Below are 26,488 nucleotides of genomic sequence, written 5' to 3'. Positions count from 1 at the left end.
AGCGAGGACCTTCTATTGTGGACCGCTGCACGTTAGTCGCAACCCACCGCCGAATATGTAACACAATGCTACTTGAGACGATGTGACATACATCCCCCCGTACCTTCGGGCCCGCAGCCGTGGCGCCAACCCCATCGATACCGCATAATCGCTCCCACCCAATCTTCAAGGAGTATCGGGGACGCCAGCCCCCAGCCGGCAGCCCCAGGCATTTCAATGGCTTACACTCTCTACGGCATCAAAGCCTGCGACACCATGAAAAAAGCCCGTACCTGGCTTGAAGAAAAGGCCATTGGCTACGACTTCCACGACTACAAGACCCAGGGCATCGACCGCGACAGCCTGAACCGCTGGTGCGACGAGCATGGCTGGGAAGTCGTGCTGAACCGTGCCGGGACCACCTTCCGCAAGCTCGACGACGCCAGCAAGGCCGACCTCGACCAGGCCAAGGCCGTCGAACTGATGGTCGCCCAACCGTCGATGATCAAGCGCCCGCTGCTCGACCTCGGCGAACGCACGCTGGTCGGCTTCAAGCCCGACCTGTACGCGGCGGCGCTGGCCTGATCACGCATTACGCTCCATCCCCTTTTCGCATGAGGTAATCGCATGTCTCAATCGCTGTTCAGCCTGGCCTTCGGCGTCGGCACCCAGAACCGCCAGGGCGCCTGGCTGGAAGTCTTCTACGCACAGCCTGTGCTCAAGCCGTCCGCCGAACTGGTCGCGGCCATCGCACCGGTCCTCGGTTATGAAGGGGGCAACCAGGCCATCGCCTTCAGCACTGCCCAGGCCGCCCAGCTGGCCGACGCGCTCAAGGGCATCGACGCCGCCCAGGCCGCCCTGCTGACCCGCCTGGCCGAAAGCCACAAGCCGCTGGTCGCCACCCTGCTGGCCGAAGACGGCGCCCTGACCTCCACCCCCGAGGCCTACCTCAAGCTGCACCTGCTGTCGCACCGCCTGGTCAAGCCGCACGGTGTGTCGCTGGCCGGCATCTTCCCGCTGCTGCCCAACGTCGCCTGGACCAACCAGGGCGCGGTCGACCTGGCCGAGCTGGCCGAGCTGCAACTGGAAGCGCGCCTGAAAGGCGAACTGCTGGAAGTATTCTCGGTGGACAAGTTCCCGAAGATGACCGACTACGTGGTGCCCGCCGGCGTGCGCATCGCCGACACCGCCCGTGTGCGCCTGGGCGCCTACATCGGCGAAGGCACCACCATCATGCACGAAGGCTTCGTCAACTTTAACGCCGGCACCGAAGGCCCGGGCATGATCGAAGGCCGCGTCTCCGCAGGCGTGTTCGTCGGCAAGGGCTCCGACCTGGGCGGCGGCTGCTCGACCATGGGCACCCTGTCCGGCGGTGGCAACATCGTCATCAAGGTCGGCGAAGGCTGCCTGATCGGCGCCAACGCCGGTATCGGCATCCCGCTGGGCGACCGCAACACCGTCGAAGCCGGCCTGTACATCACCGCCGGTACCAAGGTGAACCTGCTGGACGAGAACAACCAGCTGGTCAAGGTGGTCAAGGCACGCGATCTGGCCGGACAGACCGACTTGCTGTTCCGCCGCAACTCGCTCAATGGCGCCGTGGAGTGCAAGACCCACAAGTCGGCCATCGAGCTGAACGAGGCATTGCACGCTCACAACTGAGGCTCTGCCTGGGTTTGAGGTGATAAGATCGGGTCTGCTCCTACGGGCAGACCCGATTTTTCATTCCAGGCCCCGCGAACATGTTCCAGCCCTCCCCCTGGCGTACCGACTTCCCGGCCATCGCCGCCCTGCAACGGCAGCACCAGACCTATCTGGACAGCGCCGCCACCGCGCAGAAACCCCAGGCCTTGCTTGATGCCCTGAGCCATTACTACGGGCATGGTGCAGCCAATGTGCACCGCGCCCAGCACCTGCCCGGCGCCTTGGCGACACAGGCCTTCGAGGGCACACGGGACAAGGTCGCCGCCTGGCTCAATGCAGCCGATGCGCGCCAGATCGTCTTCACCCACGGCGCTACCTCTGCATTGAACCTGCTGGCCTATGGCCTGGAACATCGCTTCGAGGCAGGCGACGAAATCGCCGTCAGCGGCCTGGAGCACCACGCCAACCTGCTGCCCTGGCAACAACTGGCGCACCGCCGCAACCTGCGACTGGTGGTCCTCCCGGTCACTGACCAGGGGCATGTCGACCTGGAGCAGGCCCTGCAACTGATCGGCCCGCGCACTCGCCTGCTGGCGATCAGCCAACTGTCCAACGTGCTGGGTACCTGGCAACCGCTGGCGCCTTTGCTGGCACATGCCCGCGCCCAGGGCGCGCTGAGCGTTGTCGATGGCGCCCAAGGCGTGGTTCATGGCCGGCATGACGTGCAGCAACTGGCGTGCGACTTCTATGTGTTCTCCAGCCACAAACTCTATGGTCCGGACGGAGTGGGCGTACTTTACGGCCGCCAGGATGCGCTGGCGTTGCTGCATCACTGGCAATACGGCGGAGAAATGGTGCAGATGGCGGACTACCAGAGCGCCAGCTTCCGCCACGCGCCACTGGGTTTCGAAGCCGGCACCCCGCCGATTGCCGGGGTTATCGGCCTGGGGGCCACCCTGGACCACCTGGCCAGCCTCGACGCCAATGCCGTGGCCGCGCATGAAAGCAGCCTGCACCAGTATCTGGTACGGGGCCTGGCCGATCGCGAGGGGGTTCGCCTGCTCGGCTCACCCGAGGCGGCTTTGGCCAGTTTCGTCATCGATGGCGTGCACAACGCCGATATCGCCCACCTGCTGACCGAACAGGGCATCGCCGTGCGCGCCGGGCACCATTGCGCCATGCCACTGCTCAGGCACCTGGGGCTCGATGGCGCGATCCGCGTTTCGCTGGGGCTGTACTCCGACAGTGACGACCTGCAGCGCTTCTTCGCGGCGCTCGACAAAGGCCTGGAGCTGTTGCGATGAACCTTTCGCCAGAGGCCAGCCAAGCGCTGGAAGCTTTCGAACAGGCGCGTGGCTGGGAACAACGGGCGCGGTTGCTGATGCAGTGGGGCGACCGCCTGGAACCGCTGGGTGACAGCGACAAGACCGAAGCCAACCGGGTGCATGGCTGCGAGAGCCTGGTGTGGCTGGTTGCGGTGCAGGACGACGGCCACTGGCGGTTCAAGGCAGGCAGCGATGCGCGGATGCTGCGGGGGTTGCTGGCGTTGTTGCTGGTAAGGGTTCAAGGAATGGACAGTGCACAGCTGGGCAGGCTGGATGTCCCTGACTGGTTTGCCCAGTTGGGGTTGGAGAGGCAACTTTCACCGTCGCGCAGCAACGGCTTGCATGCCGTGTTGCAGCGCATGGCCGATCTGGCCTCAGGAGACTAAGGCCATCGCGGCTACCCGACTTGCCCCGCGATAGCCTATTCAGCCTTGACCCGCTCCGAAGGTCGCCGCGCTCCGGCCACCAGTTTTTCAACGGCCTTGCTCGCCGCCACCATGCCGAAGGTCGCGGTCACCATCATCACCGCGCCGAAACCACCTGCGCAGTCCAGGCGTACGCCTTCACCGACAAAGCTCTTCTGCAGGCACACACTGCCGTCTCCCTTGGGGTAGCGCAGCTGTTCGCTGGAGAACACGCACGGCACGCCATAGTTGCGGCTGGTGTTGCGCGAGAAGTTGTAGTCACGGCGCAAGGTCGAGCGCACCCGTGAAGCCAGCGGGTCGTTGAAGGTCTTGTTAAGGTCGCCGATCTGGATCTGGCTCGGGTCGATCTGCCCGCCGGCGCCACCGGTGGTGACGATGGCGATCTTGCGCCGGCGACACCAGGCGATCAGCGCGGCCTTGGCCATCACGCTGTCGATGCAGTCGATCACGCAGTCCATCTGCTCGGTGATGTACTCGGCCATGGTCTCGCGGGTGACGAAATCGGCCACCGCGTGCACCGTGCAAGCCGGGTTGATCGCCCGCAGACGCTCGGCCATCACCTCGACCTTGAGGCGGCCCACCTGCCCTTCGAGGGCGTGGGCCTGGCGGTTGGTGTTGCTCACGCAGACATCGTCGAGGTCGAACAGGCTGATCTCGCCCACGCCACTGCGCGCCAGGGCCTCGGCTGCCCACGAGCCGACCCCGCCGATACCGACGATGGCCACATGGGCCTGGCGCAGGCGTTGCAGGCCGTCGTCGCCGTAGAGCCGGGCGACGCCGGCGAAGCGTGGATCTTCTGTGCTCATGTGGGTACCTCGAAAAAACCGGCGCGCATTATATGCCAAGGCATGCGCTCCAGGGGGAGCACAGCGCGTGAACACGCCGCAAGGGCGTGGCAGAGCGGCCCGGGGTTGGAACAAAACCTACCGAGCCTGCTTTAATGTCCTATCAAGCAAATATATCTGGACGACAAGCGAGCGGCCTCAGAACTACATTCCTTGTCGATAATCCAACAGATTACCTTCTCCGGCACTTGTAGGACCCACGGCCTGCGACAGCGACCCTCGCTCCCCTCTTCGGAACCTCGAACACCTATGTCATCACGTAAATTCGGTCTCAACCTGGTGGTGGTCCTGGCGATCGCCGCGCTGTTCACCGGGTTCTGGGCCTTGATCAACCGCCCGGTTTCCGCCCCCGCCTGGCCGGAACAGATCTCCGGGTTTTCCTATTCGCCCTTCCGCCTGGGGCAAAGCCCGCAGAAAGGCCAGTACCCCAGTGAGGACGAGATCCGCCAGGACCTCGAGCAACTGAACAAGCTGACCGACAACGTGCGCATCTACACCGTTGAAGGCACCCAGGCCGAGGTACCGCGCCTGGCCGAAGAGCTCGGCCTGCGCGTGACCCTGGGCATCTGGATCAGCAACGACCAGGAGCGCAACGAGCGCGAGATCGAAAAGGCCATCGGCCTGGCCAATACCTCGCGCAGCGTGGTGCGGGTGGTGGTCGGCAACGAAGCGTTGTTTCGCGAGGAAGTCACCGCCGAACAGTTGATCGGTTACCTCGACCGGGTGCGCGCCGCGGTGAAGGTGCCGGTGACCACCAGCGAGCAGTGGCACATCTGGAAGGAACACCCGGAGCTGGCGAAACACGTCGACCTGATCGCCGCGCACATCCTGCCCTATTGGGAATTCGTGCCCATGAAGGACTCGGTGCAGTTCGTCCTCGACCGTGCCCGCGAGCTGCGCAAGCAGTTCCCACGCAAGCCCCTGCTGCTCTCGGAGGTTGGCTGGCCCAGCAATGGCCGTATGCGCGGCGGCGCCGACGCCACCCAGGCCGACCAGGCCATCTACCTGCGTACCCTGGTCAACACCCTCAACCGCCGTGGCTACAACTACTTCGTCATCGAGGCCTACGACCAGCCGTGGAAGGCCAGCGACGAAGGTTCGGTTGGCGCCTACTGGGGTGTGTACAACGCCGAGCGCCAGCAGAAGTTCAACTTCGAGGGGCCGATCGTGGCGATCCCGCAATGGCGCGCCTTGGCCGTGGCCTCGGTGGTGCTGGCGATGATCGCCCTGGCCGTCCTGCTGATCGACGGCTCGGCCCTGCGCCAGCGCGGGCGTACCTTCCTCACCTTCATCACCTTCCTGTGCGGGTCGGTGCTGGTATGGATCGCCTACGACTACAGCCAGCAGTACAGCACCTGGTTCAGCCTCACCGTGGGCGTGCTGCTGGCGCTCGGTGCCCTCGGCGTTTTCATCGTGCTGCTGACCGAGGCCCACGAACTGGCCGAGGCGGTGTGGATCCACAAACGCCGACGCGAATTCCTGCCCGTGCAGGGCGGCAGCGCCTATCGCCCCAAAGTCTCGGTGCATGTGCCGTGCTACAACGAGCCGCCGGAGATGGTCAAGCAGACCCTAGACGCCCTCGCCGCGCTGGACTACCCGGATTACGAAGTGCTGGTGATCGACAACAACACCAAGGACCCGGCCGTGTGGGAGCCGCTCAAGGCCCACTGCGAGAAGCTCGGCACGCGCTTCAAGTTCTTCCACGTCGCGCCCCTGGCCGGCTTCAAGGGCGGGGCGCTGAACTACCTGATCCCGCACACCGCCAAGGACGCCGAGGTGATCGCGGTGATCGACTCGGACTACTGCGTCGACCGTAATTGGCTAAAACACATGGTGCCGCACTTCTCCGACCCGAAGATCGCCGTGGTGCAGTCGCCGCAGGACTACCGCGACCAGCACGAGAGCGCCTTCAAGAAGCTGTGCTACAGCGAGTACAAGGGCTTCTTCCATATCGGTATGGTCACCCGCAACGACCGTGACGCGATCATCCAGCACGGCACCATGACCATGACCAGGCGCAGCGTGCTCGAGGAGCTCGGCTGGGCCGAATGGTGCATCTGCGAAGACGCCGAACTGGGCTTGCGAGTGTTCGAAAAAGGCCTGTCGGCGGCCTACGCCCACAACAGCTACGGCAAGGGCCTGATGCCCGACACCTTCATCGACTTCAAGAAGCAGCGCTTCCGCTGGGCCTACGGCGCCATCCAGATCATCAAGCACCACGCCGGCGCCCTGCTGCGCGGCAAGGGCAGCGAGCTGACCCGCGGCCAGCGCTACCACTTCCTGGCCGGCTGGCTGCCATGGATCGCCGATGGCATGAACATCTTCTTCACCGTCGGCGCGCTGCTGTGGTCGGCGGCGATGATCATCGTGCCGCATCGGGTCGATCCGCCGCTGATGATGTTCGCCATCCCGCCGCTGGCGCTGTTCTTCTTCAAGGTCGGCAAGATCCTGTTCCTCTATCGCCGCGCGGTGGGTGTCGACCTGAAGGACGCCTTCGCCGCCGCCCTGGCAGGGCTGGCGCTGTCGCATACCATCGCCAAGGCGGTGCTGTACGGTTTCTTCACCAGCAGCATGCCGTTCTTCCGCACGCCAAAGAATGCTGATAGCCATGGGCTGCTGGTGGCGATTGCCGAGGCCCGCGAAGAGCTGTTCATCATGCTGATGCTGTGGGGCGCGGCGCTAGGGATCTATCTGGTTCAGGGGCTGCCGAGTTCGGACATGCGCTTCTGGGTGGCGATGCTGCTGGTGCAGTCGTTGCCATACCTGGCGGCGTTGGTGATGGCGCTGCTGTCGTCGCTGCCCAAGCCGGCGGACAAGGTCAGCGAAGCACAAGTCGTTTGATGCGGCGTGGGAGCGGCGGTACGCCGCTCCCGCCAAGCACATCGTGTCCGCAAACATCATTTGATATAAGATAACGCCCAGTTTCCTGCCCTGCCTTGCCCCCGGAGTCTTGCAATGACGGCCCCTGCCGAGCTTTCGCCTACCCTGCAACTGGCCTGCGACCTGATCCGCCGCCCGTCGGTCACCCCGGTCGATGCCGACTGCCAGACCCAGATGATGAACCGCCTGGGCGCCGTCGGCTTCCAGCTCGAGCCGATGCGCATCGAAGACGTAGACAACTTCTGGGCCAGCCATGGCTCCCAGGACGGACCTGTGCTGTGCTTCGCCGGCCACACCGACGTGGTGCCCACCGGCCCGGTGCAGCAGTGGCAGCATGAGCCGTTCGAAGCGCTGATCGATGCCGACGGCATGCTCTGCGGCCGTGGCGCCGCCGACATGAAGGGCAGCCTGGCGTCGATGGTGGTGGCCAGCGAACGCTTCGTGCACGACTACCCGAACCACCGCGGCAAGGTCGCGTTCCTGATCACCAGCGACGAGGAAGGCCCGGCCCACCATGGCACCAAGGCCGTGGTCGAGCGTCTGAAGGCGCGCAACGAGCGCCTGGACTGGTGCATCGTCGGCGAGCCGTCCAGCACCACCCTGCTCGGTGACGTGGTCAAGAATGGCCGTCGCGGCTCGCTCGGCGCCAAGCTGACCGTGCGCGGCAAGCAGGGCCACGTGGCCTACCCGCACTTGGCGCGCAACCCTATCCACCTGGCCGCGCCGGCCCTGGCGGAACTTGCGGCCGAGCACTGGGACGAAGGCAATGCGTTCTTCCCGCCGACCAGCTTCCAGATTTCCAACCTCAACTCCGGCACTGGCGCCACCAACGTGGTACCGGGCGAGCTGACCGCGCTGTTCAACTTCCGTTTCTCCACCGAATCGACGGTCGAGGGCCTGCAGCAACGCGTCGCGGCGATCCTCGACAAGCACCAGCTGGAATGGAGCATCGATTGGGCGCTGTCGGGCCTGCCGTTCCTCACCGAGCCGGGCGAACTGCTCGATGCGGTGTCGTCGAGCATCAAGGCCGTCACTGGTCGCGAGACCCGCCCATCCACCAGCGGCGGTACCTCCGATGGCCGTTTCATCGCCACCATGGGTACCCAGGTGGTCGAGCTCGGCCCGGTCAACGCCACCATCCACCAGGTGGACGAGCGTATCCTGGCCAGCGACCTCGACCTGCTGACCGAGATCTACTATCAGACCCTGGTACGGTTGCTCGCCTGATGCTCGCCTGCCCTCTCTGCCAGGCGCCCCTGGCGCAGCTCGACAACGGCGTGGCCTGCCCCGCCGGCCACCGCTTCGACCGCGCCCGCCAGGGCTACCTGAACCTGCTGCCGGTGCAACACAAGAACAGCCGCGACCCGGGTGACAACCAGGCCATGGTCGAAGCCCGTCGTGACTTCCTCGACGCCGGGCACTACGCCCCGGTGGCGAGTCGCCTGGCGCAACTGGCTGCCGAGCGCCAGCCGCAGGCCTGGCTGGACATCGGCTGCGGCGAAGGCTACTACACCGCGCAGATTGCCCAGGCGCTGCCTGCGGCCGACGGCTACGCCCTGGACATCTCCCGCGAAGCGGTGAAGCGCGCCTGCCGCCGAGCCCCTGGAGTGACCTGGATGGTGGCCAGCATGGCCCGCGTTCCCATGGCCGATGCCAGTTGTGGCTTCATCGCCAGCGTGTTCAGCCCGCTCGACTGGCAGGAGGCCAGGCGCCTGCTCGCCCCGGGCGGCGGGCTGATGCGGGTCGGCCCGACCAGCGGTCACCTGATGGAGCTGCGCGAGGTGCTCTACGATGAAGTGCGTCCCTACGCCGACGACAAGCACCTTGCCCTGGTCCCTGAAGGCATGACCCACGCCCACAGCGAGGTCCTCGAGTTCCGCCTGAGCCTGGTCGAGGCCAAGGCCCGCGCCGATCTGCTGGCGATGACCCCGCACGGCTGGCGGGCCAGCGCCGAGAAGCGCGCACAAGTGATCGACCAACCCGAACCTTTCGTGGTCACCGTTTCCATGCGTTATGACTATTTCGTGCGCCAAGACTGAGCACACTGGAGCCACCCATGCGTCAACCCGATATCGAGATCTACCTCAAGGACGCCGAGGTCGATCACAAGCAGATCGCCGACTGGCTGACCCAGGCCCTGGGCCCGTGCAGCGAATGGAAGCAGAAAGGCCAGACCTTCAAGTGCACAGCCGGTAACATCCCGGTTACCTGGTTGCCAAAGGCTGTGGGGAAATGGAACAGCCTGTACCTGGAAAGTGACCAGACCCCCTGGGTCGACGACATCGCCTGCGCGCGTGCGGCATTCGCCGCGCTGAACGTCGAAGTGCGTTGCGCGCCAGGTAGCTGGGCGGAAGAAGACGGGGAAGAAGATGCCGATCGCTGGATCCGCATCAGCGCCGACGGTGAAGAGGAAATCACCTGGCGTACCAGCTGAGGCCGTTCGCATCAGGCTGCAAGTTCCACGGACAACTTGCAGCTTGAGCGTGCAGCCGGAAGACTCAGAGCCCGACTACATCCTCTGCCTGCAGGCCTTTCTGGCCCTGCACGAGTGCGTACTCCACCTGCTGTCCCTCGACCAGGGTGCGATGCCCCTCACCGCGGATAGCCCGATAGTGGACGAACACGTCCGCACCACCTTCGCGCTGAATGAAGCCATAACCCTTGGCATCGTTGAACCACTTCACATTCCCAGTCTCACGAGACGACATCTGAACTACTCCGGATTTTTATTTTGAAGATCGCCTTGCTGGCATGGGCTCACCGCCCGTGCCGACGCAGCTTGCGCGAATATCCTGCAAGCGGCAGGCCGAGTATATGACAGGGAACAAAAAAAATTCATGACAGGGTCATTTTTGGCGGAATTTTGCTGAACTTACGCAGATACGGCAGACTAACGTGCTGAAAAGACACTGCAACTTCCACCCAGGGCCCACCCCATGACCCGTTCTCCCCTGCGCCGCCTCATCTTCGGCGCCCTGCGTCGCGTTCTCTACCTGTGGGTGCGCTCCGAAACCATCAACCAGTCCTCGCTGACACTCAAGCTCGACCGCAGCCGACCGGTGTTCTACGCCCTCTCCTCGCCTTCGCTGACCGACCTGGCCGTGGTTGACCACGAATGCACCAAGGCAGGGCTGCCACGCCCGGTGCTGCCGGTGGCCGTCGGCCCCTTGCAGGAGCCCGCGGCGTTCTTCTACCTGACCCCCGACCCCGACTGGCTCGGCCGCCAGGACAAGCGTGGCGCGCCGCCCACCCTCGAACGCCTGGTCGCGGCGATCAGCCAGCACGCCGAGGAAGACGCGCAGATCATTCCGGTCAGCGTGTTCTGGGGCCAGACCCCGGCCAGCGAGTCGAGCCCGTGGAAACTGCTGTTCGCCGACAGCTGGGCGGTCACCGGCCGCCTGCGCCGGCTGCTCAGCGTGCTGATCCTCGGGCGCAAGACCCGGGTGCAGTTCTCCGCGCCAATCCACCTGCGCGAGCTGGTGCAGCACAACAAGGGCCACGAGCGCACCGTGCGCATGGCCCAACGCATGATGCGCGTGCATTTTCGCAACCTGAAGACCGCGGTCATCGGGCCGGACATCTCGCACCGTCGCAACCTGGTCAAAGGGCTGGTGCACGACCCGTTGGTGCGCCAGGCGATCAGCGACGAGGCCGACCGCGAGAAAATCCCCTACGCCAAGGCCGAGGCCAAGGCGCTGCACTATGGCAATGAGATCGCCTCGGACTATACCTACACCGCGATCCGCTTCCTTGAAGTGGTGCTGAGCTGGTTCTGGAACAAGATCTACGACGGCATCAAGGTAAACCACATCGAGCAGGTGCAGGGCATCGCCCCCGGCCACGAAGTGATCTACGTGCCCTGCCACCGCAGCCACATCGACTACCTGCTGCTGTCCTACCTGCTGTTCCGCAACGGCCTGACGCCGCCGCACATCGCTGCCGGCATCAACCTCAACATGCCGGTGATCGGCGGCCTGCTGCGCCGCGGCGGGGCGTTCTTCATGCGCCGCACGTTCAAGGGCAACCCGCTGTACACCGCCGTGTTCAACGAATACCTGCACACCCTGTTCACCAAGGGCTTCCCGGTGGAGTACTTCGTCGAAGGCGGGCGTTCGCGCACCGGGCGCATGCTGCAGCCGCGCACCGGCATGCTGGCAATCACCCTGCGCAGCTTCCTGCGCTCCTCGCGCACGCCGATCGTCTTCGTGCCGGTGTACATCGGCTACGAGCGGGTGCTCGAAGGCCGCACCTACCTGGGCGAGCTGCGCGGCGCCAGCAAGAAGAAGGAATCGATCTTCGACATCTTCAAGGTCATCGGCGCGCTCAAGCAGCGCTTCGGCCAGGTATACGTCAACTTCGGCGAGCCGATCCGCCTGAACAGCTTCCTCGACCAGCAGCAACCCGGCTGGCGCGAACAGGCGCTGGGCCCGCAGTTCCGCCCGGACTGGCTCAACGAAACCACCACCCGCCTGGGCGAAACGGTTGCCCGCCACCTCAACGAGGCTGCGGCAATCAACCCGGTCAACCTGGTGGCGCTGGCCCTGTTGTCGACCAGCCGCCTGGCCCTGGACGAACGAGCCCTGACCCGCGTGCTCGACCTGTACCTGGCCCTGCTGCGCCAGGTGCCCTACTCGCCGCACACCACCCTGCCCGAGGGTGACGGCAAGGCACTTATCGAGCACGTACTGGGCATGGACCTGCTGGCCGAGCAGAAGGATGCGCTGGGTCGCATCCTCTACCTGGACGAAGCCAACGCGGTACTGATGACCTACTACCGCAACAACGTACTGCACATCTTCGCCCTGCCGGGGCTGCTGGCGAGCTTCTTCCTCAGCAGCTCGCGCATGAGCCGCGAACTGCTGGGCCAGTACGTGCGAGCGCTGTATCCGTACCTGCAGGCCGAACTGTTCCTGCGCTGGACGCCCGAGCAACTGGACGAGGTGATCGACCAGTGGCTGGCGGCGCTGGTCGAACAGGGGCTGCTGCGCAAGGAGCAAGACATCTACATGCGCCCCGCGCCCAGCTCGCGGCAGTTCGTGCTGCTGACGCTGCTGGCGCGCACCATCACCCAGACCCTGCAGCGCTTCTACATGGCCACTTCGCTGCTGCTCAACAGCGGCCAGCACACGCTGAGCGCCGAGGAACTGGAGGAGCTGTGCGTGATGATGGCCCAGCGCCTGTCGATCCTGCATGGCTTGAATGCGCCCGAGTTCTTCGACAAGACTCTGTTCCGCCACTTCATCCAGACGCTGGTACGCGAAGGGGTCTTGCGACCCGACAGCACCGGCAAGCTGGGCTACCACGACAAGCTCGCCGAACTGGCCGAAGGCGTGGCCAAGCGCGTGCTGTCGGCGGAGCTGCGCCTGTCGATCCGCCAGGTGGCCTTGCACCGCGATGAAACACCGGAACCTGCCGCGCTTGCCTGACTGGCCCGATCACGGCCTGAACGATACGCTGAACCTGTTCCATTCTGCCCATAAGGAAAGCCCCATGATCCGCTCCTCCCTGCGCTTCACCACCCTGTGCGCCGGCCTGCTGTTGTCGGCCAGCGCCCTGGCCCTGTCGCTTGGCGACCTGTCCCAGAGCGACGCCTCCGGCGGCCTGAAGGACGCCCTCACCCAAGGCGCGCAGATCGCCGTCAAGCAACTGAGCACCCCCGGTGGTTTCAGCAACAACCCGGATGTGCGTATCGAGCTGCCAGGCAACCTCGGCAAAGCGGCCAAGGCCATGAAGATGTTCGGCAAAGGCGACCAGGTCGATGCCCTGGAAACCAGCATGAACAAGGCCGCCGAGGCTGCCGTGCCGCAAGCCCAGGCGATCCTGGTGGACGCGGTGAAGAAGATGACCGTGACCGATGCCAAGGGCATCCTCAGCGGTGGCCAGGATTCGGCCACCCAGTACCTGAACAAGAGCAGCCGTGAGCAGATCCGCGCCAAGTTCCTGCCGATCGTCAAGCAGGCCACCGACAAGGTCGGCCTGGCCCAGCAGTACAACAGCTTTGCCGGGCAGGCCAAGGGCCTTGGCCTGATCAAGGATGACGCCAATATCGAGAACTATGTGACCGAGAAGGCGCTGGACGGCTTGTTCGAGATGATCGGCAAGCAGGAAGAAAGCATTCGCCAGAACCCGGCCGGTGCGGCCACCAGCCTGGCCAAGAAGGTGTTCGGCGCGCTGTGATGTCGAGCTGAAAACCAGTGGGGCTGCCGTGCAGCCCTATCGCTGGCAAGCCAGCTCCCACAGGTACTGCGCAACTCGTGTGGGAGCCGGCTTGCCGGCGATAGGAGGGCAAAGCCCTCCCGCTCGTTCCTCAGTTTTTCTTGACCCTGAACCACGCCGCATACAGCGCCGGCAGGAACAGCAGGGTCAGCACCGTGGCGACGATCAACCCACCCATGATCGCCACCGCCATCGGTCCGTAGAACACACTCCTCGACAACGGAATCATCGCCAGCACCGCCGCCAGCGCGGTCAGCACGATCGGCCGGAAGCGCCGCACCGTGGCCTCGATGATCGCCTGCCAACGCTCCATCCCTGCGGCGATATCCTGTTCGATCTGGTCCACCAGGATCACCGAATTGCGCATGATCATGCCCGCCAGGGCGATGGTCCCGAGCATGGCGACGAAACCGAACGGCTGGCGGAACACCAGCAGGAACAGAGTCACACCAATCAGCCCCAGGGGCGCGGTGAGGAACACCATGAACATCCGCGAGAAACTGCGCAGCTGGATCATCAGCAGGCTCAGCACCACCACGATGAACAGCGGCATGCCGGCGTTCACCGAACGCTGGCCACGCTCGGAGTCTTCCACCGTGCCGCCCACTTCAAGCAGGTAGCCATCAGGCAGCTCGTCCTTGATCTGCGCCAGCGTCGGCTGGATCTGCTTGATCAAGGTCGCCGGCTGTTCCTTGTCGTAGATATCGGCGCGCACGGTGACCGTGGGCAGGCGGTTGCGGTGCCAGATGATGCCTTCCTCGAAGCCGTACTCAAGGGTCGCCACCTGCGACAGGGCCACGCTCTGGCCGTTGTCGGTGGGCACCGCCAGGCTGCCCAGGTTGCCCAGCTCACGGCGCTCCTCTGGCGTACCGCGCAGGAGAATCTCGATCAGCTCGTTGTCTTCGCGGTACTGGCTGACGTTGCTGCCGGTCAGTGAACTCTGCAGGAAGCTCGACAGGTGCGCGGTGCTCACGCCCAGCGCCCGGGCACGGTCCTGGTCGATATCCAGGTACACCGCCTTGCTCGGTTCTTCCCAGTCCAGGTGCACGTTGACCACATGCGGGTTCTCGCGCACCTTGGCCGCCACCTCGCGGGCCAGGGCGCGGACCTTCTCGATGTGCTCGCCGGTGACCCGGAACTGCACCGGATAACCTACGGGCGGGCCGTTTTCCAGGCGCGTCACCCGCGAGCGCAGGTCGGGGAACTGCTGGTCCAGGGTGCCGATCAGCCAGCTGCGCAGGCGTTCACGGTCCTCCAGCGACTTGGCCAGCACCACGAACTGGGCAAAGCTCGCCGCAGGCAGTTGCTGGTCCAGCGGCAGGTAGAAACGCGGCGAACCGGTGCCGACATAGGCGACGTAGTTGGCGATACCGTCCTGCTGCTTGAGCAGCGCCTCCAATTGCTTGACCCGCTCGGCGGTGTTGTTCAGCGAAGCGCCTTCGGTCAGCTTCAGATCGACCATCAGCTCCGGCCGCCCGGAAGCCGGGAAGAACTGCTGCGGCACGAAGCGGAACAACAGGATGCTGCCGACGAACGCGGCGATGGTCAGCACGATCACTGTCTTGCGTCGCCGCACGCACCACTCGACCACGCGCCGGACTCGTTGGTAGAACGGTGTTGCATAGGGGTCGGGGGCGTGCCCGTCGGCGCCGTGGCGAGCGGCGTGAAGCTTGGCCAGGTCCGGCAGCAGGCGCTCGCCCAGGTAGGGCACGAACACCACCGCCGCCACCCAGGACGTGAGCAAGGCAATGGTCACCACCTGGAAGATCGAACGGGTGTATTCCCCAGTACTCGAAGCCGCCGTGGCGATCGGCAGGAAGCCCGCTGCGGTGATCAGGGTACCGGTGAGCATCGGGAACGCCGTGCTGGTCCAGGCGTAGCTCGCAGCCTTGAGCCGGTCGTAGCCCTGTTCCATCTTGATTGCCATCATCTCCACCGCGATGATCGCATCGTCGACCAGCAGGCCCAGGGCCAGCACCAGCGCCCCCAGCGAGATCTTGTGCAGGCCGATGCCGAAGTAGTGCATGGCGGCAAAGGTCATGGCCAGCACCAGCGGGATCGCCAGCGCCACCACCAGGCCGGTGCGCAGGCCCAGCGAGAAGAAGCTCACCAGCAGGACGATGGCCAGGGCCTCGACCAGCACCTGCACGAACTCACCGACCCCGGCCTTCACCGCTGCCGGCTGGTCGGACACCTTGCGCAGTTCCATGCCTGCCGGCAGGCTCTGCGCCAGGCGGGCGAACTCACCTTCCAGGGCCTTGCCAAGCACCAGGATGTCGCCGCCGTCCTTCATCGACACCGCCAGCCCGATGGCGTCCTCGCCCATGAAGCGCATGCGCGGCGCGGGTGGGTCGTTAAAACCGCGCTGCACCTCGGCGACGTCACCGATGCGGAAGGTGCGATCACCAATGCGGATAGGGAACTGGCGAATCTGCTCGACGCTGTCAAAGCGCCCGCTGACCCTCAGTTGCAGGCGCTCGCTCGAGGTTTCGAAGAAACCCGCGGTACTCACCGCGTTCTGTTCGCGCAGCGCCTGCTGCACGGCGGCGAGCGGCACCCCGAGGGTGGCCAGCTTGACGTTGGACAGTTCGATCCAGATCTTCTCGTCCTGCAGGCCGATGAGCTCCACCTTGCCCACGTCCTTGACCCGCTGCAGCTGGATCTGGATACGGTCGGCGTAGTCCTTGAGCACCGCGTAGTCGAAGCCGGCGCCGGTCAGGGCGTAGATATTGCCGAAGGTGGTGCCGAACTCGTCGTTGAAGAATGGCCCCTGCGCTTCGGGGGGCAGGGTGTGCTTGATGTCCGCGACCTTCTTGCGGATCTGGTACCACAGCTCGGGGATATCCTTGGAATGCATCGCGTCACGGGCCATGAACGTGACCTGGGACTCACCGGGCCGGGAGAACGAGACGATCTTCTCGTACTCGCCGGTCTCCATCAGTTTCTTCTCGATACGTTCGGTGACCTGGCGCGACACCTCCTCGGCGGTCGCGCCTGGCCACAGGGTACGGATGACCATGGCCTTGAAGGTGAAGGGTGGATCCTCGCTCTGCCCCAGCTTGGTGTAGGACATGGCGCCTACGGCCGCCAACAGGATCATCAGGAACAGTACGATCTGGCGGTTGCGCAGCGCCCAGGCGGAAAGGTTGAAACCCATAGGGACTTACTCCTTGGCCGCCAGGTTCACTTCACGGTTGCTGCGGTCCACAGGCCGCACCTGTTGCCCCTCGCGCAGCACATGGCCGCCCGCAGCCACCACCCAGTCGCCGGCCTCCAGGCCTTCGAGCACCGGCACGCTGTCTGCGCCATAGGCACCCAGACGCACAGCGGCGCGCTGCAGGCGGTTGTCCTTGCCAACCCGCCAGACATAGGCCTGCCCCGCCTCGGCGGTCACTGCCGACAGCGGGACTGCCAGCGGCGAACGTTCGGCATGATCGATGAACACCCGCGCGCTCTGGCCCAGCTCGGCAGGGGTGGCGTTGGAGATAAAGGCGATGCGCGCGGCAAATGTGCGCGAACGCGGGTCCGCCGCAGGGGAAAGCTCGCGAATCCGGCCTTCGAAAAGCCGGTTCGGGTGCGACCACAGTTCCACGCTGACTGTATGCCCGACAGCAAAGCGGGCGAACTGTTGCTCCGGCAGGCCTATGACCACTTCGCGCTCACCATCGGCGGCCAGCGTGAACACCGTCTGCCCCGCTGCCACCACCTGGCCCACCTCGACCTGACGCTTGGCGATCACGCCGGCCTGGGGCGCGCGCAACACGGCGTACTCAGCCTGGTTACCGGCCACTTCGTACTCGGCCTTGGCCTGCTTCAGGCGGGCCATGCCAGCGCGGTAAAGGTTCTCGGCATTATCGAACTGGGAATGGCTGACCATCTGCCGATCCAGCAGTTTTTGGTAGCGGTCGCGCTCGGCGCGCACCAGCGCCAGGTTGGCTTCGGCCGCGGCCAGCTGGGCGCGGTTAGCCTCCAGTTGCAGGCGCACGTCCTGCGGGTCTAGTTCGGCCAGCGGCTGCTCGGCCTTGACCCGCTGCCCCTCCTCCACCAGGCGTTTGCTGACCTTGCCTCCGATGCGGAACGCCAGTTCAGGCTCGAAGCGCGCCCGCACCTCGCCCGGGTAACTGTCGGCGGATGCGCCGGCCGGCTGGGGTTGGACCACCAGCGCCGGGCGCGGTGCGGCAGGTGGCGCGGCCTCCTGGCCGCAGGCGGTGAGCAGCAGCACGGCAACGGCCGGCAGGGCGAGGGACAACGCACGACGCAACATGATGAATGACCTTTGGCAGAGGGCGCATCGAATATTTATACTGGCGAGTATATTAAGTCAGCGAATCGAGCCGGGGAAGCAGGCGCTTCAGAGAAAATCGATATTTAGTGGTGCGACGTACGCTGCAGCCGACCGCCCCTGGACCCGGTAAGATGTGCCCCTTTCACAGAGAATGCGGTCCCTCATGTCCAACGACGCACCCATCGGCCCCGGCCGGCCCAAGGACCTTGCCAAGCGCGAGGCCATCCTCGAAGCCGCCAAGCGCCTGTTTCTCAGCCTTGGCTATGCCAACACCAGCATGGATGCGGTCGCTGCGGCGGCAGGTGTTTCAAAACTCACCGTGTACAGCCATTTCACCGACAAGCAGACCCTGTTCGGCGCGGCGGTCATGGCCACCTGCCAGAACCAGTTGCCTGACCTGATGTTCGAATACCCCGAAGGCGCGGCGGTGGAAGACGTGCTGCTGAACATTGCCCGAGGCTTCCAGGCGTTGATCAGCAGTGACGAGGCCGTCCAGCTGAGCCGCCTGATCTTTGCCTTGGGCAGCCAGGACCCGGGGTTTGGCCAGTACTTCTACGCGGCGGGGCCCAAGCGGGTGATGAGCGGGATGGAAGCGCTGCTGCGTTGTGTCGACCAGCGGGGGCTGTTGCGGATCGACAACCCGTGGCAGGCGGCGGAGCATTTCTTCTGCCTGGTGAAGGGGGCGCCGGATTATCGGTTGCTGCTGGGGTGCTCGCCGGCGCTGGAGGGGGATGAGGCTGAGGCGCATGTGCGGGAGGCGGTGGGGGTTTTTATTCGGGCGTTTCGGGTGTAAGGGTTCGGGTTCGGGTTCGGGTTCGGAAGCCATTTTTTTGAATTTTTTATGCTCATTCGTAGGCGATGTCGACATTTCGGCACCTTTCCGCCTTTACGGCGGCCGACTTTTGTCGTGGCAAAAGTCGGCAAAACCGTTCGGCTCCGTTCATACGGCCCCTACGCTTCGCTCCGGGGTTCCCTCGCTCCGTTCTTGCTCCCGTGGGTACCGCGCTGTACGCCCCATCCTGGGGCGCAGCGCTCGACGGCCATCCATGGCCGTCGCCCCACTACGCAAGAACTCCACTCGGCCTCCTGAAGTCGCAATTGGCGGCGCCTGAACTATCGCGCATTTAGAAGCAAGATCAAGAGCAGATCAAGAGCAGATCAAGAGCAGATCAAGAGCAAAAATGTTGGTTTTGTTAGTGGCTGTTATGTTGTTCTTCATTACGCTATCGCGGGGCAAGCCCGCTCCCACGTTGAATGAAGTATTTAAACTATCGTGGGAGCGGGCTTGCCCCGCGATGTTGATCTAGAGTTCCCACGATGGCAACTAGCGACTAGCTGCGTTAGTGCAGGCGCCGCCCGTAACTTCGCGACTTCAGGAGGCCGAACGGAGGTCTTGCGGAGGGAGGTGACGGGCATGGATGCCCGTCAAGCGCTGCGCCCCAGGATGGGGCGTTCAGCGCGGTCCTCCCGGGAGCAAGGCCGGAGTGAGGGAACCCGGAGCGAAGCGGAGGGCCGGATGAATGGAGCGCCACGGCTTTGCTTACTTTGGCCGCGGACGGCGAGTTACGACCAAAGTAAGCCGCCGTAAGGGCGGAAAGGTGACTGTGCGTCGACATCGCAAATGAATACGCATACAACGTCAAAACAACCAAAACCCAAAACCCAAAAACCCCAACAAAAGATCACCGCGCTTCCATATGCGCAATCATCAACTGCACACTCTCATTCCCCCGAAACTCATTCACATCCAACTTGTAAGCCAACTCCACCCACCGCACAGTAGGATTCGGCCAAACGTCCCGGTCAATCCCAAAGGCAATCCCATCCAACCGCACCGCCCCACACTCGCTCTTGAGCACCACTTTCAGATGCCGCTCCCCGACGACCCGCTGCTCGACCAGCTGGAACACCCCGTGGAACAACGGCTCGGGAAAGTGCTGCCCCCAGGGCCCGGCGTTGCGCAATGCCCGCGCCAGATCCAGGTGGAACTCCTCCACCGCCAGGGTGCCATCCGACAACAACCGCCCGGTCAGGTCTTCCTCACGCAACTGCCGCCGCACCTCATCGTCGAACGCCTCGGCAAACGCCGGGAAATTGTCGGCCGGCAAGGACAGCCCCGCCGCCATGGCATGCCCGCCGAACTTGCTGATCAAGCTCGGATGCCGCGCCGCCACGGCGTCCAGTGCGTCACGGATATGGAACCCCGGCACCGAACGCGCCGAGCCCTTCAACACCCCTTCCCCCGCATCGGCAAAGGCGATGGTCGGGCGGTGGTAACGCTCTTTCAGGCGCGAGGCGAGGATGCCGATCACCCCCTGGTGCCAGTCGGCGTCGAACAGGCACAAGCCATAAGGCATGGACTCGACCGGCAGGTCCTTGAGCTGGGCCAGGGCCTCGCGCTGCATGCCCTGCTCAATGGACTTGCGATCCTGATTCAGGCCATCCAGCTGTTGGGCCATGTCCAGCGCCAGGGTCGCGTCTTCGCACAACAGGCATTCGATGCCCAGACTCATGTCGTCCAGGCGCCCGGCAGCATTGAGCCGAGGGCCAAGGATGAAGCCAAGGTCGGTGGAAGTGATGCGCTTGTGGTCACGCCGTGCCACCTCGAGAATCGCCTTCAGCCCGGGGCGGGCGCGGCCGGCGCGAATACGCTCCAGCCCCTGATGCACCAGGATGCGGTTATTGGCATCCAGCGGCACCACGTCGGCGACGCTGCCCAATGCCACCAGGTCGAGCAATTCGCCGATATTCGGCTGCGGCTGCGTTTCGTAGCGCCCCAGGCTGCGCAACCGCGCACGCAGGGCCATCAGCACGTAGAAGATCACGCCGACACCGGCCAGTGACTTGCTGGGGAACGCACAACCCGGCTGGTTGGGATTGACGATGGCATCGGCGGCCGGCAACTGCTCGCCCGGCAGGTGGTGGTCGGTGACCAGCACCTTGAGCCCGGCGGCCTTGGCTGCGGCCACGCCATCGACGCTGGAAATACCGTTGTCCACAGTGATCAGCAATTGCGGCTGGCGCTCGAGCGCGACCGCTACGATCTCCGGGGTCAGGCCATAGCCATATTCGAAGCGGTTGGGCACCAGGTAGTCGACATGGGCCGCGCCCAGCAAGCGCAAACCCAGCACACCGACCGTGCTGGCGGTGGCACCGTCGGCGTCGAAATCGCCGACAATGAGAATGCGCTGGCGCTGGTCGAGCGCCTCGACCAGCAGCTCCACCGCCGCCTCGATGCCCTTGAGTTGCTGGTACGGCAACAGGCGGGCCAGGCCCTTGTCCAGTTCGGCTTCGGACTGCACGCCACGGGCGGCATAGAGACGGGTCAACAAGGGTGGCAGGTTGCCCAGCAAAGGCAGGGGCGACGGCAGGGGACGTGGTTCGATACGCATGGGGTCTTCGCAATTCCGCTTTGGTTCAGGTCAGCCGCGCTCGCCAAGCAACCATTGCAACTGCACTTCGTGCTGGCCACGGTCGTCGGTGACGAACACCGTGCCTTCGCTGATCATCACGTCCCACTTGATGGTACGCGGCATGTCGGTGGCGAGGGTTTCCAGCACCTCTTGCGGGACGGCGGCAATGCTCAGGTTCTTCAGGCCCTTGACCGCGCCGAGCACCTTGGTCTCCCACACCCGCAAGCTGCCGTAGGCCAGCAGGCTGGTGCGCTCGGTACGCCGCGAGCACCAGGTCAGGCGGTCGGCGTCGGGCTGGCCGACTTCGATCCAGTGCAGGATGCGATCGTCCAGGCTTTTTTCCCACAGGGCCGCCTCATCGACGTCCGACAAGCCGCGACCGAAGGACAGCTGCTCGTTGTACCAGAGGGCATAGCCCAGCAGGCGCACGGCCATGCGCTCTTCGGTTTCCGAAGGGTGGCGGGCGATGGTCTGGCGAACGTTCTCGTACACGCCGCGGTCGAGGTCGGTCAGATTCAGTTCGAACTTGTAGGTTGTGGACGGCTGGGCCATGGGCGATAGGCTTCTTGCGGGGGAAAGTCGCACAGTCTAACTGATCCCGGGCGCCAGCGCCGGATCAGACAACGCCGATATACCTGCCGCCGCCGAGCTGTGATACAACCTGCGCTCACGCCCAGCCTCCACGGATGCCCCATGACAATGCCCAGCAAACCTCTCGCCGGCCTGAAAGTCATCGAGCTCGGCACCTTGATCGCCGGCCCGTTCGCCTCGCGGATCTGCGCCGAATTCGGTGCAGAGGTAATCAAGGTCGAGTCGCCCGATGGCGGCGACCCGCTGCGCAAATGGCGCAAGCTGTACGAGGGCACGTCACTGTGGTGGTTCGTCCAGGCGCGCAACAAGCAATCACTGACCCTCAACCTCAAGCATCCTGAAGGCCGCGAAGTGCTCAAGCGCCTGCTGGCCGAGGCCGACATCCTGATCGAGAACTTCCGCCCCGGTGTGCTGGAAAAGCTCGGCCTGGGCTGGGACGTGCTGCACGCCCTCAACCCACGCCTGGTGATGGTGCGCCTGTCGGGGTTTGGCCAGACCGGCCCGATGAAGGACCAGCCGGGCTTCGGCGCGGTTGGCGAATCCATGGGCGGGTTGCGCTACATCACCGGCTTCGAGGATCGCCCACCGGTGCGCACGGGGATTTCCATCGGCGACTCCATTGCCGCCCTTTGGGGCGTAATCGGCGCGCTGATGGCCTTGCGTCATCGCGAAGTCAACGGTGGCGACGGCCAAGTCGTGGATGTGGCGCTGTACGAAGCCATCTTCGCCATGATGGAGAGCATGGTGCCGGAGTTCGACGTGTTCGGCTTTATCCGCGAGCGCACCGGCAACATCATGCCGGGTATCACCCCTTCCTGCATCCATACCACCGCCGATGGCCGGCACGTACAGATCGGCGCCAATGGCGATGCGATCTTCAAGCGCTTCATGCAGGCCATCGGCCGCGACGACCTGGCCAACGATGCCGCCCTGGCCACCAACGATGGCCGCGATGCCCGCCGCGACGAGCTGTACGGCGTCATCGACCGCTGGGCCAACGGCCTGCCGCTAGACAAAGTGATGCAGGCGCTCAACGACGCCGAGGTACCGGCCAGCCGGATCTACTCCGCCGAGGACATGCTGGGCGACCCGCAATTCCTCGCCCGCGAGATGTTCCTCCAGGCCCGACTGCCGGACGGCAAGCCGTTCAAGATGCCGGGTATCGTGCCCAAGCTGTCCGACACCCCCGGCAGCGCCGAATGGGTCGGACCGGCCCTGGGTGAACATACGACGCCGCTACTGGCCAGCCTGGGCTACGACGCAGCCGCCATTGCCCGCCTGCGCGCGGCCGGTACGGTCTGATCCGCGGCCCATGCGCATCCGCCACCTGCCCCTGCTGCTCTGCCTGGTATTCAGCGCGCTCGCGGCACAATCGGCCGAGGCCAGAGAGCGCCTGCTGTGGCTGGTCCGTGACCTGCCGCCGTTCACCATTTTCGAAGGGCCGGCCAAAGGCCAGGGCGTGATCGACCAATTGTTGCCCAAGCTGATCGCGCAGATGCCCAAGTACGACCACCAGATAGTCCGAGTCAATCGCGCCCGCGGCATCCAGATGCTCCAGGAGCACAGTTTCACTTGCGACCCGACCCTGCTCTGGACGCCCGAACGTGCCAGGTACGTGCATTTCTCCCAGCCATCGCTGGGCGTACTGAGCAGTGGCCTGGTGGTTCGCAAGCACGACCAGGCGCTGCTGGAGCCTTATCTGGACGGACAACAGGTGGATCTTCAGCGGCTGCTGACCCAGACCCGGCTCAAGCTCGGCATCGTCGCAGAGCGCAGCTACAGCATGCAGGTCGATGATGTCCTGAAGCAGTTGCCTGACAGCGCCTTCAGCCGCCACTACGGCAACGATGCCACCGCCAGCCTGCTGGAGATGCAACAATTGGGGCGCCTGCAACTGGTGCTCGGCTACTGGCCAGAGGTTCGCTACCTGATCCAGCAGCAGAATGGCTCGCTGGACGATTACCGCTTCTATCCCATCCGTGGCGTCAACCGCTACCAGTTCCTCCATGTAGGCTGCTCGGACACCGCCTTGGGACGCGAGGCGATCGCCAATATCGACCAGCTGCTGCCGATGCTGCGCCGCGATACGTTGCCAGGCCTGTATGCCCGCTGGCTGGATCCGGAGCTGCAGGAAGATTATCTGGGCCAGGCCCGGCATTTTTTCGAGCAGGGCGAAGCGCCGGTGCGCTGAACTGACCCGTACAGATCAGCAGTGGCACCTGACAGGGTGCAGGTGAATTCAAGGCAAAAGAAACCCCGGCCGCTGGGGAAGACGACCGGGGTCAAGCGAAAGTCCCTGGGACTTCCAGTGACAGCCTGGATGGCACCGGAGCAAAGCACCGTCAGGTTGCCCTTGCTGAGTCTGACGGGCCGGTCAGGCAAAGGTTCCCTGCATTTGCCTCTGATGCTGCAAGGCGGCGATCACACAGGGTTGCAGACGGCCTTCGGCAATCTGCAGGTCACGGTGCAGGCCATCGACCAGATCGACCAGCAATTGCTGTTCTATCAGCTCTCGCTCACAAACGGTACGCCGCAAAATCGGCAAACCGTGCTCATCGTGAACACTCAGGTGACGGCGGCCACGGTTATCGGTCGGTCCAAGCTCGGCCTGGTAAGGGGTCAGGGCATCGTTGAGCAGTCTGCAGATTCTTTCCATCCGGATCACTCGCTGGCTAGGGTAAGAAAACTGACCATCGGGGCCGGCGGAAAGTTCGCCAGGCCCGTCATCACGAGCATCCGCGACCAACATGACAGTTTCGATGCTCCGCCCACCCTTTGCTTGCCGAAGGTCAGGCTACAGGCGCCCGAGCGCCTGCTCCAGGCCCACCATTGACATCGGCCAGGGCAGCTCGGCCAGGACATTCAAGCCCTGTTTGCGGGCCTCGAGCGCCAGGTCGATGCCCCCCGCGTCGCCATAGCCGACAAACAGCAACCCACCCGCGCAGGAAGCCTGCACCAGGTACTTGAACAGGCGTCGGGCATGACGGCTTGGCATCCCCTGGTCGAGCACCAGCACATCAACGGGCCGCTGCCCTTGTGTGATGTTGGCCGTGGCTGCCGGCACGTCATCGGTGAGCCGTACGTTGTACACACCCTGGGCATTGAAGGCCTGATGCAAGAGCATCTGATAGTAGGGCCGAGCCTGGTGGATAAGGACATTGAGCTGATGCATGAGCCTCCCCCTGGAGCCGTGTCTGCTTGGTCAGAGCGCCACTCTAGTAAGGGTATCCATCGAACTACATGGGAAAAATCTGAAATCCGCTGCCGTGCGTCTTGCGCCCACAAAAAAGCCCGTGCAAGACGGGCTTTCCTGTGGACGGTGTCAGCTTACAGCGGCTTGCCGCGATTGCCATGCTGGCTGACAAAGGCCTGCACGACCTTCAGGTCGTTGGCCAGCACGGTGCAACGCTCCTCACGGCCGAACAGGTCGCTCAGGTGCGCCGGCAGCTCCAGGGCCTTGTCGACACCGGCCTTCTCCACCGCCTCGGGGAACTTGACCGGATGCGCGGTACCCAGCACCACCATCGGGGTGTCCAGGCTGCGGCGGCATTCACGGGCAGCCTTGACGCCGATCGCGGTGTGCGGGTCGAGGACTTCACCGGTGCTCTGGAAGACCTCGGCGATGGTCTCGCAGGTCTGTTCATCGGTCACTGCCAGCGAGTCGAACAGCTTGCGCGCCTCAGTCCAGCGGTCCTGCTCGACGCTGAAGCCGCCACCCTGCCTGAAGGTGTCCATCAGCTGGGCAACGGCCGCGCCGTTACGCCCATGCAGGTCGAACAGCAGACGCTCGAAGTTGGACGAGACCATGATGTCCATCGACGGCGACAGGGTCGGGTGCAGGGCGTCCTTGACATACTGATTGCCGCTCATGAAACGGTGCAGGATGTCGTTGCGGTTGGTCGCCACCACCAGTTGGCTGATTGGCAGGCCCATGTTGCGCGCCAGGTAACCGGCGAAGATGTCGCCGAAGTTGCCGGTCGGCACCGAGAACGCCACCGAACGCGCCGGGCCGCCGAGCTGCAGCGCGGCGTGGAAATAGTAGACGATCTGGGCCATGATCCGTGCCCAGTTGATCGAGTTGACCGCCACCAGACGTGTGCCCTTGAGGAAGGACTGATCGGCGAAGCTGGCCTTGACCATCTCCTGGCAGTCGTCGAAGTTGCCTTCGATGGCAATGTTGTGGATGTTGTCGCCAAGGATGGTGGTCATCTGCCGGCGCTGCACTTCCGACACGCGCTGGTGCGGGTGCAGGATGAAGATGTCGACGTTGTCGCAACGGCGGCAGCCTTCGATGGCGGCCGAGCCGGTGTCACCGCTGGTGGCACCGACGATCACCACGCGCTCGCCGCGCTTGACCAGCACGTGGTCGAGCAGGCGGCCGAGCAGTTGCAGGGCGAAGTCCTTGAAGGCCAGGGTCGGGCCGTGGAACAGCTCCATCACCCACTCGTTGCCGTTGAGCTGGCGCAGCGGGGCGACCGCAGCATGGGCGAAGTTGCCGTAGGTCTCTTCGAGAATCTTCTTGAAATCGGCGTCGGCGATGCTGCCTTCGACGAACGGGCGCATCACCCGGAAGGCCAGCTCGTGATACGGCAGGCCAGCCCAGGAGGCAATCTCTTCCTGGGTGAAGCGTGGCAGGTTCTCGGGAACGTACAGCCCGCCGTCGCTGGCCAGGCCAGCCAGCAGGACGTCTTCGAAGTTCAGGGCCGGAGCCTGGCCGCGGGTACTGATATAGCGCATGGGTGCAAACCTTTGGTTTGAGCGGCAAGCTTCGAGCTGCAAGCTACAAGTTAAAGCCGATTGGCGTTGCACTCGTGCTCTGCGTCTCACCTTGCCGCGAATGTATTCTATTCAAGCCCCAACACCGCACTGCCTTTACTTGCAGCTT

22 protein-coding genes are annotated in these 26,488 nt (G+C 64.4%); 13 read left to right on the top strand and 9 right to left on the bottom strand.

All coding sequences use genetic code 11. From position 1 onward, the window contains the following. Window positions 1-216 precede the first annotated feature (216 nt). From LOY42_RS05630 to LOY42_RS05615, 4 genes are all read left to right on the top strand, one after another. On the top strand, window positions 217-564 hold the full coding sequence (locus LOY42_RS05630; protein ID WP_139669187.1) for an ArsC family reductase: 348 nt from the start codon (window positions 217-219) through the stop codon (window positions 562-564). Between the two features lie 42 nt (window positions 565-606). Next, window positions 607-1,641, top strand: a complete 1,035-nt coding sequence (gene dapD, locus LOY42_RS05625) for a 2,3,4,5-tetrahydropyridine-2,6-dicarboxylate N-succinyltransferase (protein WP_139669184.1) — start codon at window positions 607-609, stop codon at window positions 1,639-1,641. Window positions 1,642-1,721: 80 nt separating this feature from the next. Further along, window positions 1,722-2,927, top strand: a complete 1,206-nt coding sequence (locus LOY42_RS05620; RefSeq protein ID WP_139669182.1) for a cysteine desulfurase — start codon at window positions 1,722-1,724, stop codon at window positions 2,925-2,927. Beyond that, the gene (locus LOY42_RS05615; protein ID WP_139669180.1) at window positions 2,924-3,334 is read left to right on the top strand and encodes a SufE family protein; all 411 of its coding nucleotides are present in this window, start codon (window positions 2,924-2,926) and stop codon (window positions 3,332-3,334) included. Before LOY42_RS05620 ends, LOY42_RS05615 begins: the two co-directional genes overlap by 4 nt. A 35-nt stretch (window positions 3,335-3,369) precedes the next feature. On the opposite strand, the gene tcdA is transcribed toward LOY42_RS05615, so the two are convergent. Next, window positions 3,370-4,179 carry a tRNA cyclic N6-threonylcarbamoyladenosine(37) synthase TcdA gene (gene tcdA / locus LOY42_RS05610; RefSeq protein WP_139669177.1) on the bottom strand — a complete coding sequence of 270 codons (810 nt, stop codon included), beginning with the start codon at window positions 4,177-4,179 and terminating at the stop codon, window positions 3,370-3,372. A 288-nt stretch (window positions 4,180-4,467) separates the two neighbouring features. On the opposite strand from tcdA, the gene LOY42_RS05605 reads away from it, so the two are divergent. The 4 genes from LOY42_RS05605 to LOY42_RS05590 all read left to right on the top strand — a co-directional run bounded on the left by LOY42_RS05605 (window position 4,468) and on the right by LOY42_RS05590 (window position 9,532). Next, window positions 4,468-7,059 (top strand): glycosyltransferase, encoded by a 2,592-nt coding sequence (locus tag LOY42_RS05605; RefSeq protein WP_139669175.1) that lies wholly within the window; start codon window positions 4,468-4,470, stop codon window positions 7,057-7,059. A gap of 114 nt (window positions 7,060-7,173) precedes the next feature. Further along, a complete protein-coding gene (gene dapE / locus LOY42_RS05600; protein WP_139669173.1) occupies window positions 7,174-8,325 on the top strand; it encodes a succinyl-diaminopimelate desuccinylase in 1,152 nt (383 codons plus the stop codon). Further along, entirely contained in the window at window positions 8,325-9,137 is an 813-nt protein-coding gene (locus LOY42_RS05595) for a putative RNA methyltransferase (RefSeq protein WP_139669171.1), read from the top strand. Before dapE ends, LOY42_RS05595 begins: the two co-directional genes overlap by 1 nt. Before the next feature lie 17 nt (window positions 9,138-9,154). Next, window positions 9,155-9,532, top strand: coding sequence for a hypothetical protein (locus tag LOY42_RS05590; protein WP_102684040.1), 378 nt, complete (start codon window positions 9,155-9,157; stop codon window positions 9,530-9,532). A gap of 64 nt (window positions 9,533-9,596) precedes the next feature. Here the strand turns inward: LOY42_RS05590 and LOY42_RS05585 are convergent, their stop codons facing one another. After that, window positions 9,597-9,806, bottom strand: a complete 210-nt coding sequence (locus LOY42_RS05585) for a cold-shock protein (protein WP_011535295.1) — start codon at window positions 9,804-9,806, stop codon at window positions 9,597-9,599. A 228-nt stretch (window positions 9,807-10,034) separates the two neighbouring features. Here LOY42_RS05585 and plsB point away from each other — a divergent pair, with 228 nt between their 5' ends. Continuing rightward, window positions 10,035-12,524 (top strand): glycerol-3-phosphate 1-O-acyltransferase PlsB, encoded by a 2,490-nt coding sequence (plsB, locus tag LOY42_RS05580; RefSeq protein ID WP_139669169.1) that lies wholly within the window; start codon window positions 10,035-10,037, stop codon window positions 12,522-12,524. A gap of 64 nt (window positions 12,525-12,588) precedes the next feature. Next, on the top strand, window positions 12,589-13,275 hold the full coding sequence (locus LOY42_RS05575; RefSeq protein WP_023631317.1) for a DUF4197 domain-containing protein: 687 nt from the start codon (window positions 12,589-12,591) through the stop codon (window positions 13,273-13,275). Window positions 13,276-13,405: 130 nt separating this feature from the next. On the opposite strand, the gene LOY42_RS05570 is transcribed toward LOY42_RS05575, so the two are convergent. Further along, entirely contained in the window at window positions 13,406-16,471 is a 3,066-nt protein-coding gene (locus LOY42_RS05570; protein WP_258599995.1) for an efflux RND transporter permease subunit, read from the bottom strand. A 6-nt stretch (window positions 16,472-16,477) separates the two neighbouring features. Then, a complete protein-coding gene (locus LOY42_RS05565) occupies window positions 16,478-17,578 on the bottom strand; it encodes an efflux RND transporter periplasmic adaptor subunit (RefSeq protein ID WP_139669165.1) in 1,101 nt (366 codons plus the stop codon). A gap of 172 nt (window positions 17,579-17,750) precedes the next feature. On the opposite strand from LOY42_RS05565, the gene LOY42_RS05560 reads away from it, so the two are divergent. Continuing rightward, window positions 17,751-18,392 carry a TetR/AcrR family transcriptional regulator gene (locus LOY42_RS05560; RefSeq protein WP_258599993.1) on the top strand — a complete coding sequence of 214 codons (642 nt, stop codon included), beginning with the start codon at window positions 17,751-17,753 and terminating at the stop codon, window positions 18,390-18,392. Window positions 18,393-19,281: 889 nt separating this feature from the next. Here the strand turns inward: LOY42_RS05560 and recJ are convergent. Then, on the bottom strand, window positions 19,282-20,991 hold the full coding sequence (recJ, locus tag LOY42_RS05555) for a single-stranded-DNA-specific exonuclease RecJ (RefSeq protein WP_139669162.1): 1,710 nt from the start codon (window positions 20,989-20,991) through the stop codon (window positions 19,282-19,284). A 30-nt stretch (window positions 20,992-21,021) separates the two neighbouring features. Beyond that, on the bottom strand, window positions 21,022-21,564 hold the full coding sequence (locus LOY42_RS05550) for a YaeQ family protein (RefSeq protein ID WP_046854377.1): 543 nt from the start codon (window positions 21,562-21,564) through the stop codon (window positions 21,022-21,024). Window positions 21,565-21,705: 141 nt separating this feature from the next. Here LOY42_RS05550 and LOY42_RS05545 point away from each other — a divergent pair, with 141 nt between their 5' ends. Together LOY42_RS05545 and LOY42_RS05540 are read left to right on the top strand one after the other, a co-directional pair. Beyond that, window positions 21,706-22,905 carry a CaiB/BaiF CoA-transferase family protein gene (locus LOY42_RS05545; RefSeq protein ID WP_258599991.1) on the top strand — a complete coding sequence of 400 codons (1,200 nt, stop codon included), beginning with the start codon at window positions 21,706-21,708 and terminating at the stop codon, window positions 22,903-22,905. Between the two features lie 10 nt (window positions 22,906-22,915). Continuing rightward, complete coding sequence (locus LOY42_RS05540) at window positions 22,916-23,794, top strand: TIGR02285 family protein (RefSeq protein WP_110699754.1); 879 nt, start codon at window positions 22,916-22,918, stop codon at window positions 23,792-23,794. Window positions 23,795-23,977: 183 nt separating this feature from the next. Here LOY42_RS05540 and LOY42_RS05535 read toward each other — a convergent pair whose 3' ends face one another. From LOY42_RS05535 to thrC, 3 genes are all read right to left on the bottom strand, one after another. Then, the gene (locus tag LOY42_RS05535) at window positions 23,978-24,259 is read right to left on the bottom strand and encodes a DUF3509 domain-containing protein (protein WP_139669315.1); all 282 of its coding nucleotides are present in this window, start codon (window positions 24,257-24,259) and stop codon (window positions 23,978-23,980) included. 138 nt (window positions 24,260-24,397) lie between these two features. Continuing rightward, window positions 24,398-24,775 carry a response regulator gene (locus tag LOY42_RS05530; RefSeq protein WP_102685321.1) on the bottom strand — a complete coding sequence of 126 codons (378 nt, stop codon included), beginning with the start codon at window positions 24,773-24,775 and terminating at the stop codon, window positions 24,398-24,400. Window positions 24,776-24,930: 155 nt separating this feature from the next. Continuing rightward, window positions 24,931-26,340 (bottom strand): threonine synthase, encoded by a 1,410-nt coding sequence (gene thrC, locus LOY42_RS05525; protein WP_139669156.1) that lies wholly within the window; start codon window positions 26,338-26,340, stop codon window positions 24,931-24,933. Window positions 26,341-26,488 lie beyond the last annotated feature (148 nt).

Source organism: Pseudomonas sp. B21-023 (genome assembly GCF_024749165.1).
GTDB lineage: Bacteria > Pseudomonadota > Gammaproteobacteria > Pseudomonadales > Pseudomonadaceae > Aquipseudomonas.
This window is presented reverse-complemented; position numbering and strand designations above follow the sequence as displayed.